This is a genomic window from Carboxylicivirga fragile (assembly GCF_050589805.1).
In the GTDB taxonomy this organism is placed as follows: Bacteria; Bacteroidota; Bacteroidia; order Bacteroidales; family Marinilabiliaceae; genus Carboxylicivirga; species Carboxylicivirga fragile.
Genome location: NZ_JBNGOY010000009.1, coordinates 108,927 through 122,402 on the forward strand (window position 1 = coordinate 108,927; position 13,476 = coordinate 122,402).

A 13,476-nucleotide genomic window follows, 5' to 3' on the forward strand; every position below is an offset into this window, starting at 1 on the left:
TGACCTAAATTATTTCCAAATTCTTTTTAATCTGAAATGAAATAGTATTGAATTAGTACTAAAAATTACATTAACTTTAGTGGCTCTAAAATTAACCCACCAGATAGAATGAGTGGCTATTTGTTATAATAAAAAATGACAAATGGTTAAGCTTTTATTGTTATAAATTGTAATAATAATTGTTAAAAATTGAGTAAACAATAAGCTAATCCTGTGGAGTTAATTAGAACTGATATAAATAGAGAATTAATTCTTTAATATTCCTTGTCAGTACAAGCTTTCGACTTTACATTTGCAGCCTTGAATAAAAAATAACTATTTAAACAAATCAATAAATTTAAAAGGATTCTTATGGGTACTTTTTTTGGTTCCTCAATTGGGAAAAAGTTTGTGATGAGTATATCCGGACTTTTTTTAGTGGTGTTTCTTATTGTTCACCTCGCAATTAACCTTTTACTACTCGTTCCTGACGGTGGTGAAACATTTAACGCAGCAGCTAACTTTATGGCTTTGCCGGCTATAAAATTTGGGTTGCAGCCTGTATTGGCTTTAGGTTTTATTGTGCATATTATTTATGCGGCTATTATTACACTGCAGAATAATAAAGCACGTGGATCAGCCAAGTATGCATCAGGTAACAAAACTAAGGATGTGATGTGGGCTTCAAAAAACATGTTTGTTTTGGGTGCTACAGTATTTGCTTTTTTAGCAGTACACATTTACCAGTTTTTTGTTCCTCTGCAAATAACTCACTCAGCTCCTGAGCTGGCGAGTGGTGGGCATGATACTTATACTTTAGTTGCAAATGCCTTAACGTGTATTCCAACAGTTGTGTTTTACGTAATCGGGTCACTTGGTCTAGCGCTACATTTAACGCATGGTTTTTGGTCGGCTTTTCAAACAGTTGGAGCAAGTAATAACATTTGGCGTAAAAGATGGACGGTTATAGGAACTGTTTTCGCTTGGGTTGTTGGACTTGCCTTTAGTGCTATCGCTATTGCCATGTATTTTATTGGCAGCTGTGGAGGTTGTAATTAATTAAGGTAGTAACTTAAAAATTTACTAGTAATGAATTTAGATTCAAAGATACCACAAGGGCCATTGGCTCAAAAATGGGACAATTATAAGGCTAACCAAAAATTGGTTAACCCTGCTAATAAAAGAAACCTGGATATTATTGTAATCGGTACTGGATTAGCTGGAGCTTCTGCTGCTGCTTCTTTTGGCGAGATGGGTTTCAAGGTAAAAAACTTTACCATTCAGGATTCTCCACGTCGTGCACACTCGATTGCTGCACAGGGAGGAATTAATGCTGCTAAAAACTATCCGAATGATGGTGATTCAGTTCACCGTTTATTTTACGATACAGTAAAAGGTGGTGATTACCGTGCTCGCGAAGCTAATGTTTATCGTTTGGCTTCAGTAAGTAACGATATTATCGACCAGTGTGTTGCTCAGGGTGTACCATTTGCACGTGAGTATGGCGGATTGCTTGATAACCGTTCATTCGGTGGAGCTCAGGTTAGCCGTACTTTTTATGCAAAAGGACAAACAGGACAGCAATTATTGATTGGTGCCTACCAGTCGCTAATGCGTCAGGTAAATGCAGGTACAGTTGAAATGCATACACGTACCGAGATTGTTGACTATGTAATTGTTGATGGTAAAGCACGTGGTGTTATTGCTCGCGATTTGGTTACAGGTGAGTTCTCTCGTCATTTTGGGCATGCAGTTGTTATGGCTACAGGTGGATACGGAAATACTTTTTTCCTTTCGACCAATGCAATGGGATCAAATGGTTCAGCTGCAATTAAAGCCTACGAAAAAGGAGCTGCTTTTGCAAATCCTTGTTATGCTCAGATTCACCCTACTTGTATTCCGGTTCACGGTGAGTTCCAGTCAAAGTTAACATTGATGTCAGAATCGTTACGTAACGATGGACGTATCTGGGTTCCGAAAAAGAAAGAAGATGCAGAAGCTATCCGTGCTGGAAAGAAAAAGGCTACAGATCTTTCGGAAGACGAACGCGATTACTACTTAGAGCGTAGATATCCTGCTTTCGGTAACTTGGTGCCTCGCGATGTTGCTTCGCGTGCTGCTAAGGAAAGATGTGATGCAGGTTTTGGTGTTGGTACAACTGGCTTAGCCGTTTATCTTGACTTTAAAAGTTCAATTGAGCGATTAGGTGAAGATGCAATTCGCGAGCGTTATGGAAACCTATTCCAGATGTACGAAAAGATTGTTGATGACAATCCATATAAAGAACCAATGATGATTTATCCGGCTATTCACTATACAATGGGTGGTATCTGGGTAGATTACGAATTACAAACAACTGTTCCTGGTTTATTCGCTGCCGGAGAAGCTAACTTCTCTGATCACGGCGCTAACCGTCTTGGAGCTTCTGCTTTGATGCAAGGATTAGCAGATGGTTATTTCGTACTTCCTTATACAATTCAAAATTACTTGGCTGATGATATAGGTACGCCACGTATGACTGGAGAAGAAAAAGAATTTGTTGAAGCTGAGAAAGAAGCTAAGGCTAAATTCGAAAAACTATTGGCGATTAAAGGTGAGCGTTCTGTTGATAGCTTACATAAAGAGCTTGGTTTGGTAATGTGGGATTTCGTAGGTATGGCTCGTAACAAAAAGGGTCTTGAAGAAGCCATCGAAAAAATTGCTGCTATCAAAAAAGAGTTCTGGTCTAATGTTAAGATTCCTGGATCGGATAAGGGAATGAACGTAGAGCTTGAGAAAGCATCTCGTTTAGCTGACTTTATTACAACTGGAGATTTAATGGCACGTGATGCATTGAATCGTGAAGAATCTTGTGGAGGTCACTTCCGTGAAGAATTTCAAACAGAAGAGGGTGAAGCACTTCGTCAGGATGACAAATTTGCTTATGCTGCTTGTTGGGAGTACCAAGGAGAAGATAAAGCACCAGTAATGCATAAAGAAGACCTTACATTCGAAGTGGTTAAAGTTGCACAACGTAACTATAAATAATCATCTCGTAGGTTAATTTAATTTTCAATAGTTAAATAGAGAAAAATGGGAAATAATATAAGTTTGACTCTAAAAGTTTGGCGTCAGAACGACGCTCAGGATAAGGGTCGTTACGAATCATATAAATTAGAGGCAGTATCTGTCGACAGCTCATTCCTTGAGATGATGGATATATTAAATGAGCAATTGGTAAACGAGGGAAAAGAGCCGGTTGCATTTGATCACGATTGTCGCGAAGGTATTTGCGGAATGTGTTCATTGTACATCAACGGACGTCCTCACGGACCAGATGATGATGTGACTACTTGTCAATTGCACATGCGTAAATTCAAAGATGGTGAAACAATCACTATTGAGCCTTGGCGTTCGGCAGGATTTCCGGTCATCAAAGATTTGATTGTTAACCGTAATGCATTTGATACAATCATTGCTGCTGGTGGGTATACATCGGTAAGTACAGGTGGTGTGCCTGATGCTAATGCTTTGCCTATTTCAAAGATTGACGCGGATGAAGCAATGGACGCTGCATCTTGTATTGGTTGTGGAGCTTGTGTGGCTACTTGTAAAAACGGATCAGCAATGTTATTCGTTTCGGCAAAAGTAAGTCACTTAGCCTTATTACCACAAGGTAAAGTTGAAGCTGCTCGTCGTGCTAAAAACATGGTAGCTAAAATGGATGAGCTTGGATTTGGTAACTGTACCAATACTGGAGCTTGTGAAGTAGAATGTCCTAAGGGAGTATCAATCTCTAATATCGCTCGCTTAAATCGTGAGTTTTTATCTGCGAAGTTTAAGGACTAGTTTGATTAAGTTGATTGAAATATAGAAAGCCATCTTTTATAACAAAAGATGGCTTTTCTGGTTAAAAAAACGCTTCTCATACTTCGGTTTGGGCTGAAGCTTAGCGCAAGAAAGCTATTTCCTTAACGATAAGTTTGTTAATAACTATTATTTTTTTTACATTCGGTGCGAATAGGTCTAATTTTAAAGTTTTCAGTATGCCATATCGCCGGCTTCCCAACACTGATCAGGCACGATTACGAGCCCTTAAATCTACTCTGCAAAAAGGTATGCAAGTGAGTCCTTTTGATTTGGCATTTTCGCAGAAGCTGTTTTTAGAACTTCAATCCTATTTACCACAATACGAACAGGCAATATCACAATATAATTTCAGTAAAGAACGGCAAGCTAAGTATGGTAAATTGTTAGCTGATCAGTTTAAAATCACGCGCTTATATGTGTCGCATTACATTCAAGTACTGAATTTTTGTATTATAAGAGGAGAGTTAAAGCCTGATGCCCGTACGACATATGGTATGTCGGAGAATGATAAAACTGTACCTGAATTAGGAACTGAGCAGCAACTCATTCAAGTTAGTAAGCAACTTATTGAAGGCGAGGAAACCAGAATGCTTCATGGGGGAGGACGAATATATAACCCTTCCATTGCTATGGTGAAGGTGAAGTATGAAAAGTTTATAGAGTATTTTAACAACCATAAAAATTTATTGGTAACTACTCAAAAAATGCACGATAAGGTGGTTGACTTGCGTGCTATGGCTGATCGCTTAATCGTGAATATTTGGAACGAAGTTGAGGCTAAGTTTGAGAATTTACCGGGAGATGAAAAACGACAGAAAGCGTCGGATTATGGGATCGTTTATTTCCTTCGCAAGCACGAAAAGGAGCAAGTTAAGGGTACGAAGTAGCGTGTTCTAAAGCTCAGATAGGAAAACAATCAAGCTTATTTTTTGATCTCTTATATTTAGTTTCTTTCTAATTCTCGAACGTGCAACATCTACGCTACTTATCGTCATATGTGTTAATTGTGATATTTCTTTAGAACTCATGTTTAATTTTAATAGAGCACAGAGTTTCAGGTCGGAAGCGCTTAGATTGGGGTATTTTTGAATGAGTTTATTGTTGAAGTCAGGATGCACACTGTTGAAGCTGTCTTCAAATTCTTTCCATTGTCGTTCGTTTAAGCCAGCATCTAAAGAATCTATCACATTCTGAATTGGCTCGACATTACTTTTTTTAAGGTTTGCTTTGCAGTTGTTTAACTTTTCGACAACCGATTTTATTAGCTCGTTGCGCTCGTTAAGCAAAAGTGCTTTTGATGTTAATTCATTATTCTTTTGCCCAACTGTTTCAAGCAAAAGTTTTTCTTTCAGTTCTTGATTTTCTTTCACAAGTATCAAGCGTTTTCTATTTACTCGCCTGCGAACGATCATTGTTGATATGATTAAAAACAGAAAAGCTATGCAAAAACCTAGAAGAATTCGATACCTGAGCATTTTTTGTTCATGTTCAACATTATCTAGCTTTCGCTGATAATTAATCTTTTGCATTTCATCATTAAATTCTTGCTTCAGGAATTCTCGTTCATTATTGGCAAGGTTTAAACTATCTTTCAGTTCTACAAATTCAAATAAATAATTGTAGGCTTTGTCATACTCTTCGTTGAAATAAAAAAAAGAGTGCATTAATTGCAAAAGATTGGTTCGGTCTTTAAGAAAATCATACTCTTCGTATAAATCATATGCCTTATAGTACCACTCTTGCACTTCATGTTCCTGTCCCGATAGCTCTTTATAGCCTGCCATGCTTGCATATATAAGGGTCAGGGCTTGGTAGTCATTATTTTTCTCAGCAATATCTAAAGCCTCTGTCAGTAAATCTTTTGCTTTATCAAGACTATCATTGTTCATGTAAATACAGGCAATGTTATTCATTAGAATTACTGCGTTTACAGTATCATTGTGCGCTAGGCGTATATTTAGGCCCTTTTTATAATATTTGAGAGCTTTAGCCCAGTCGGAGTGATAGTATATTAAGCCTATGTTATTGTAGCACGCCGCAATGTGGTTGTTTAAGCCAGCTTCTTCTGATACTTCAATAGCTTGTAAATAACATTGTTCTGACTTTTCATAATCGCCCAAGGAATAGTGCATTTCTCCTTGATAGTGAAGTGCAATGGCGATGTCGTTACTATCATTTAATTGTTTGGCAAGTTCTCCGTATTCTTTATAGCATTTGAGAGCTTGTTGATAATTCATGTTGAACTCAAAATTCTTTGCTAAGCCATACTTCGCTGTTGTCATTTCTCTTAAGAAATTATGCTCCTCAGCTAAATTATAGGCCAGATCAAAAAGTTTAGACGATTCCTTGAGTTGATTTTTCTGTGTTTTAAATGCCCAATTCGTTAACTTATGTGTTTTAATCAGAGGGTCTTTTTCATTCATTATATTTATCAGAACAGTATCGAGTGAGGCTGTGCTAACGGCTTGCAATTCAGTAAGCGAGTTCCAATAAAAGATAATTAGCAGGGAGTATATTGAAAGTTTACTAAGGTTCTTAAAATGTAATATCATGTCAAGTAAGTTTCGAATCAGCTATGCGTATACGCTTAAGCAATGAAAAAGATATGAAACGCGTTATTAGAATTAGGTTTTTCACAGGAGAAATGATATTGATGGCGAGTTCAATGTTAGCATAAAACTTAGTTCTTTGTTTTGAAGATGCTAAAATGCAGATATCATATCGAAATATGAACTAATTATGCCGAATTCATAGGTTTGATCTTGTGTTGTGCTTTGCTAACTGCTTGACTGAGTATAGAAGAATAATGATTAATACTAAACTATATACTACCATTAAACCAAATGGATTCTCACTTGGCATTTCAAAAATCGAGTTGTTGCTACCATGGTTTTGATGATATGAATATAGAATAACTGCCATTAGGTTATTGACAAAGTGAGCAGCAATAGGAATCCAAATATTTTTAGAAAATACCATTAGATAACCCAGAATAATACCCAAAGCAAATCTTGGTAGAAAGCTGAGAAATTGTAAATGTATGGCGCTAAAAACAAAGGCAGTTATAAAAACAGCTATGTGAACATTTCGAAATACTGAAGCTAATTCTTTTTGAATTAGTCCTCGAAATAACCATTCCTCACCAATGGCCGGCAATACACACAACATGAAAACGGTAATAATAATCTGGGTAAATGTAGCAGATTGTATCATTAAATCGGTTAATTCTTTGGCTTCGATTTCTTTGTTTTTAATCCAAGATGCAACTGATTCAAGGGCTTCGGGTAGTGCAAGCTGTTGGTTTAGCCAGCCTGTCCAGGTAATAAAAGCTTGACTAAAGAATATGACTAGAATAGTAAGTACTATCAATATGGCATTTGACCTTCCTTGGCCAGGCATAACCGTTCTATTATTTGGGTAAAGGGCATATGTAGCCAGTGCAGATGGAAGAACAAAGATGCAAATGCTCTGAAAAATTTGCGCTCCTTGTAGAAATGGAATATTGGCTTTAAGTGCTCCTTCAACACTCAAATCAATGTGAAAGATATATTGACCAACAAGTAGAGTGATAATAGAGCCAATTATAAGGCCACATACAACAAAAAGTAACATCAAAATTAATTTGTTGTAAGCCGAAAGATCTTTGAAGTAGCCTTGTATCATAATTGCAAATATAGCACGATTGGAAAAAATGAGAGAATTTTGTTAATATCAAAAAAGCTTCCCAAATTATTGAAAAGCTTTTTTGATATAGATAGTGAGTTACTATTTGTTTATGATTTAGATTTTAGAATCAACTTATCGTATAGGAAAAGAGCAACTACTGCTCCAATAGCAATACCTGAATAGACCATCCATATTTTAGATGGGTTATAATTCACCCAAATAAAGTTTGTTAATTCAGCATCTGTCATGCCAGTTAGTTCCATGGCCTTATTCCAATAATCATTTTTGGTAAAAGTATCTGAAACATCCGTGATTTCTAAACCTCTTTTAGCAACTTCTTGCTTTAAAAGGTATAGTTTTCCTGCCGCTTTATCGTACATATCACCTGATACAAAACCGGCCAACTGGTGACCAACTGCTATGGGTAAGAAAGATGTACCCATATATAGTGCTTTCTTATCAGGAGGTGCTATGCTTCCAACATATTCGGTAAATTTTGGACTACTCGCCATTTCCCCTATGCTAAACGTTAAAATACCTATTAATATAAACCAGATATTTTGAAAGGCAAACATCATACCGACTCCAATGGCAAGTACAAATATACCACTCATCATAGCATTTAAAGGTTTGTATTTCATTACTAAGCCAGATATCCATATTTGGAATATAATGATGAAGAAGGCATCAAAACTACCTATCGTTACTGCAGTAACGGTTCCATCTTCTGTTCCAATAGCTTCGGCCAACCAAGGCCAAACACTATGGAGTGCATTGTAAAAGCTTGACGTATCTACCCAATCGTCAACAAAAACCGGGAATGCATAATAAAGCTGGTTAAACGCTGTCCAAAAAGCAACCATAATAATAAGGAACAACACATATTTGAAGTTCTTTATAGTTATCCATATATTAATTAAGGCCTGCAGAAATACATGGCCTAAAGATTCTTTATCCTCACATTCTTCACGACCAGGTTCCTTAAAAAAGAAAAAGACAAAGATGTAATTTATAGATATGGTGATCATCGAGATATAAAATACCCAATCCCAACTTTTTTGGTAAATAGCTCCAGCAATGAATGGACCTAAGAAACCACCAATATTAATCATCATATAAAAAATTCCAAAACCAATTGAAGCTGTTTCTTTTGTTGTTGTTTTGGAAATCATAGCTGAGATAATTGGCTTAAAAAGCGCTCCAGCAACCGCTAAGTAAATGTATGCGGCAAACACTAATGTAAAGGTGTTAAATGTTGCTACCATCCAATAACCACTTACATACATGGCATATGAGAGAATGAGAATCTTTTTATAGCCTACTCTGTCGGCTATAGCTCCTGTAAAGAGGGGTAGGAAATACAAAAGCATTGATCCGGTACCCATAATTACACCTTTTTGAGCAGATGTAAATCCTAACGCTCCTGTATCGGAACTATTTACCAGATATAAGGCAAACGCCATATAAAAGCCATACCATGCCCACCTTTCGAATAACTCCATTGTGTTTGAGACCCAAAAAACCTTTGGGAAACTTCTTATCGTACTTCCAATCCCTGCCATAATTCAAATATTTCTTATTTTCTGCGGCGGCTAAAATAGTCTCTTTCTGCAATAAACAAAAGAACTAAGTGCTTATTACTTTAATATTTCTGTTTGGCAGGCTAAAAAGATTGTTCTGAAGATTAGTTCGACGCGTTTTTGCATCGCTTCAAATTCTATTTTATCAATGGTATCACTTGTTTGATGGTAATCGGTGTGTAGGCCACTGAAGAATCCAAGTATGGGGATGCCTTGTTTATGAAAGGCATAGTGATCGGATAAATTGATAAAAGAGCCATAACCCCGCTTGTATTCCTTGTGTAAAGTAAGCGAATCACTTTGGTTGGCCACTCGGCAAATGGAATCCAAAAGTGGATAGTGGCTTGCTCCAATCAAGTACAAGTAGTTTTCCTTATCAATCGAGTCATTTCTGCCAATCATGTCAATATTAAAGTTGGCTTTTACTTCAAAAGGTAATTGTTTTTGCTGTTCGGCAAAATGTAAGGCGCCCAATAAACCAAGTTCTTCACCTGTTGTTGCCAAAAAGAGAATATTACGATCAAGTTTTTCCGGGATATTTTGGAATGCCTTAGCTAAGGTGATTAATGCTGAGGTGCCACTGGCATTGTCGTCTGCACCATTATAAATGTTTTTACCTTTTTTACCAATATGATCGTAATGTGCACTTACAACAATGGTTTCTTCTGTTGGTTCCTTGGCTTTGATGTATCCAACTATATTTTGGGTTTCGATGGGTTCAATTATGATAGGGCAGGATAAAGAGATGCTCGGGGTTGGAAGTTTTTTTAACGTTTTAGGATCATTAATATACAGGAGATCATCCTCAGAAGTTTCAAATAGTAATTCGGCAAAACTAGCTTTAACAGCAAAGGTTTTAGAACTGTAAGCAGAAAAACTAGGTCTGTCCTTAAATATCTTTTGTTGCGAATTATCGGAATTTACTTGTTGAATCAATCGATTGAATTGCTCGTCGTTATTGGGATTGGCAATAATAAGCGCTTTGGCACCTTTATTACGTATCAGCCTATTGATGCTGTAATATCGGCTAAGATTATTAATATATGCAAAAGCAACCTTACCTTCTAGATTTAATTGTGCCACTATTGAGTCAGTACCATTGCCAATAAAAACACATTTCGCTTCAATAGCAGGTTCTATTGGTGAATAGGATTGGTACACCATATCCTCATTGTTAACTAAGATGGTATCGCCGTAGCTAATGGCGCATTTACCCCAATGCCATTGCCACATGTTAAACGATTGATAAAAGGTGGTGTCGTTATAGGGGTGTAGTTGCAGGGAGCTAAATTGATTTTTAATATAATGAGCAGCCTTTATTTGACCTTCACTTGCGGTAAATCTACCTTCTAAGCTATCAGAAGCTAATATTTCAATGTGTTTGCGAAGTTCTGTTTTTGTTATCGGTTCAAGGTATTCCTCTTTTAACTCTAACTCTTGAGCATTAAGGTGAGTAAGAAATAATGATAAGATTAGTATGACAATTGAACCCCGCATGTGTTGTGTATTTTGTTATCCTAAAGATATACTTTTCAACTCAAGAAAAGCTTTTTTGTTGCGAGTTTTGAATAATCATCTTTTTTAAATTAATGCAAAGAGTCAATGCGGCGTTAAGTTAAACCGCTTGTATAATGAAGCTGGCTTTATCTGCATTTCATTTGAAAAGGCCATTCATAATTATCGGGAGCATTAAACCAAAATAAATAAGTCCACTTTCGTGGTTAAAATAGTATTACATTGATTCTTACCTTTCTTAAATGCTGTTTTATTAAGCTTTCCCTTTAAAGATGTTGTTGTAATCGATGTAGTATAAAACTTTAAGCGATATTGTATTGGTTTGATCCAATTTCCAAGTGTTCTTTAGATTATCTAAATATTTAGCGTTAACTAATTTAGTCTCATCTTCAATTATGTTTTTCCAACTCAAAATCATTTCAGATCCCGGAGCAAAGACCCAACGAACGAACATGTCGATGTTAAATAAATTGTAATTTTTGTCATTATTTTCTTTGTACTCATCATTAGGTTTCAAATCACCATTTTTTTGCAATAAGTAATATTCCATGTTCTCAACGGATGCCCAATAATGTCGTCCTCTTAGATTTAGGCTTAGCTTATTGTTAAATGTATAATCCATTTTGAGGACATTTTCAACTGTATGAAGATTGCGTCTTGAAAAGTGTATGGAGTCGACATGTGTATCATCAACATAACCATAGTCATTTTCTTCGGTATTATAACTAAGTTCATAATCGAGGTTAATTCTTTGCCCTAATCGCAAACCTAAACCTACGCCGACCCAATTTGCTTTTAAATCATTTTCAGGTCGAACAAAGTAGCCACGATAGGCATAGACATTAAACATCTTAGTGAAATCGCTATGGACAAATAGGTTGAAATTGTAACCTTGGGGTTTGTTGAAATAGCGCCCTGCAACTCTAGGTTCATCGTAATTTCGTTCATCCGAGAACCATACGCCACGCATTTCAAAACCATAGTTATTCATGAATTTCCATTCGGTGTAAATACCTAGTTCATGATTATTCAAATCCCAGGGTTTAATTATTCGATTCTGTTCATACCACATACGGGTGAACATGTCTCTGAAAACACTAAATGGTTCAACCTGTCTAAACCTTAGAGAAAGCTCCGTGTCAAAGCGATTGTTTCTTCTCAAATAACCCATATCATTGGGGTTATAATCATCAGAAATGGCGGTTGTTTCAATACCGTATTGCCAAGTTCCACCATTCTTGGCTAGTTCGAGTTCTGAGAACCAACCTGTTTCTTTTGTCTCTCTTCCACGATGACTTATTCCGCCTTTGCCACTTAATGCATAATTTAAGCTTTTATCCCTGAATTGAAATTCTGTTGCTGTAACATTGGCCATGAAGGGATCGCCATACATCGACATGTTTGTGTTAATCAAACTGACGTATGAATTGTTTTTCAAACTTTGATCAATAACGGCCACATTATAATTTGTGAAGGGTTGTATTAAAGTATCACGAAATGTGTTATTGGCAGTATCTTGTATGGTAGCATATGATTCAAGCGACATGGCATTTAATATCCCTACAGCCAAGCCATTTTTGCCTCGGCCGGAAACTTTAGTTGCATTTATTAATTGTGTTTCTGATGGTTGGTGGTAGATGGTGTCTTTTTTTTCTAAATCACGGTTTTTATTGAGTGCAAATTTAGGCCTACTTCCTATTCTTCGAGAGTAAAATATATCACCCCGTTGGAAAAGCTCTACGCCTTCAGTGAAAAATTGGCGCCTTTCACTATAATATATCTCATAAGGAGAAAGGTTCAGTTGCTTATCGTCAGATTGAATCTGACCAAAGTCGGGAATCACCATCATATCAAGGGTATAGCTTTCACTAATTCCATACTTTAGATCTAATCCTCCCTTGTAGGTGAAACTAGAAGTTTGATCTGCTTCATTGTTTTCCCAATAAGTTGCCAAATATGGCGAAAAGGATAAGCGGAGCGGCGGTTTAATGTCTTTAATACCCGTTAGTTCTCCCTGTTGATGAATAAAACCATTGACGTTTCTATCAATAAAACTCCAGGAGTTATTGGAATTGTAACGCCTAATATTTCGAAACATATTTAAGCCCCAGGTATGAACTGGTTGATCAGGGAAACGTAAAGCAGAATAGGGGATTCGCATTTCAATTATCCAGCCTTCGTCGGTAATACGTGTTTTGCTTTCCCATACAGCATCCCAATTGCCATCTTCTCTGTCACGATCACTTTTAATAGCTTTAATGTCGCTCTGAACACCTGCCGGCGTGATAAAAAAGCCGTACGATAACTGGCCTTGATTATATGGATCGAAATAAACACCAAAATAATCAGACATGCCCATGTTATCACGAGCTGATAAAAAATTAAATATACTATCTGGTGCACTATCATATAACATGGCTCCCAAATAAACGGCGCTTTGATCGTAAAAGAAGAAGACCTCTGAAGGTTGCATAGATGGCTGCCCATTATAAGGTTCTAATTGCAAGAAGTCAGCTGCTGGTTGTACACGTTGATATACCGTTTCATCAAGAACGGCATCTATTTTTAAAGGTTCTTCAATAAGGAGGGCTTCGGTATTCTTTTTGTTTTGAGCTATGGCACTGCACGATAGTGCCAAAAATAGTAGGACTAATTTAACTTTGTTCATTTGGGTTTAGTTGATGCTTATATGTATTGCAAGATACGAAATAAGCTCTAGTTTTTTTGTTAAAGCATTGTTAATGCATCATTCAATTACGACGTTTAGTCATGAGTTATAGTTACAATCCTGATTCTTGTAGGTAATTCTATGTTATTTGTAAGCGATCAATTATTATCTTTGTCGTTTCGTGAAAATATTGAATTAAAAGATTTCGTTTTTTTAAAC

The 13,476-nt window shown here is 36.6% G+C and carries 9 protein-coding genes; 4 read left to right on the forward strand and 5 right to left on the reverse strand.

Annotated elements, in window-relative coordinates:
* Window positions 1–351 precede the first annotated feature (351 nt).
* The 4 genes from ACRD7B_RS05555 to ACRD7B_RS05570 all read left to right on the forward strand — a co-directional run bounded on the left by ACRD7B_RS05555 (window position 352) and on the right by ACRD7B_RS05570 (window position 4,715).
* Window positions 352–1,038 carry a succinate dehydrogenase cytochrome b subunit gene (locus ACRD7B_RS05555; protein ID WP_430823486.1) on the forward strand — a complete coding sequence of 229 codons (687 nt, stop codon included), beginning with the start codon at window positions 352–354 and terminating at the stop codon, window positions 1,036–1,038.
* A 30-nt stretch (window positions 1,039–1,068) separates the two neighbouring features.
* The gene (locus tag ACRD7B_RS05560) at window positions 1,069–3,006 is read left to right on the forward strand and encodes a fumarate reductase/succinate dehydrogenase flavoprotein subunit (RefSeq protein WP_430823487.1); all 1,938 of its coding nucleotides are present in this window, start codon (window positions 1,069–1,071) and stop codon (window positions 3,004–3,006) included.
* Window positions 3,007–3,051: 45 nt separating this feature from the next.
* On the forward strand, window positions 3,052–3,807 hold the full coding sequence (locus tag ACRD7B_RS05565; RefSeq protein ID WP_430823488.1) for a succinate dehydrogenase/fumarate reductase iron-sulfur subunit: 756 nt from the start codon (window positions 3,052–3,054) through the stop codon (window positions 3,805–3,807).
* Window positions 3,808–4,004: 197 nt separating this feature from the next.
* Window positions 4,005–4,715 (forward strand): hypothetical protein, encoded by a 711-nt coding sequence (locus ACRD7B_RS05570; RefSeq protein ID WP_430823489.1) that lies wholly within the window; start codon window positions 4,005–4,007, stop codon window positions 4,713–4,715.
* A 6-nt stretch (window positions 4,716–4,721) separates the two neighbouring features.
* On the opposite strand, the gene ACRD7B_RS05575 is transcribed toward ACRD7B_RS05570, so the two are convergent.
* The 5 genes from ACRD7B_RS05575 to ACRD7B_RS05595 form a co-directional block, all read right to left on the reverse strand.
* Window positions 4,722–6,380, reverse strand: coding sequence for a tetratricopeptide repeat protein (locus ACRD7B_RS05575; protein WP_430823490.1), 1,659 nt, complete (start codon window positions 6,378–6,380; stop codon window positions 4,722–4,724).
* 196 nt (window positions 6,381–6,576) lie between these two features.
* On the reverse strand, window positions 6,577–7,491 hold the full coding sequence (locus ACRD7B_RS05580) for a CPBP family intramembrane glutamic endopeptidase (RefSeq protein WP_430823491.1): 915 nt from the start codon (window positions 7,489–7,491) through the stop codon (window positions 6,577–6,579).
* A gap of 110 nt (window positions 7,492–7,601) precedes the next feature.
* Complete coding sequence (locus ACRD7B_RS05585; protein ID WP_430823492.1) at window positions 7,602–9,056, reverse strand: MFS transporter; 1,455 nt, start codon at window positions 9,054–9,056, stop codon at window positions 7,602–7,604.
* 75 nt (window positions 9,057–9,131) lie between these two features.
* Complete coding sequence (locus ACRD7B_RS05590) at window positions 9,132–10,571, reverse strand: M28 family peptidase (protein ID WP_430823493.1); 1,440 nt, start codon at window positions 10,569–10,571, stop codon at window positions 9,132–9,134.
* Window positions 10,572–10,842: 271 nt separating this feature from the next.
* Complete coding sequence (locus ACRD7B_RS05595) at window positions 10,843–13,257, reverse strand: DUF5916 domain-containing protein (RefSeq protein ID WP_430823494.1); 2,415 nt, start codon at window positions 13,255–13,257, stop codon at window positions 10,843–10,845.
* Between the last annotated feature and the right edge of the window lie 219 nt (window positions 13,258–13,476).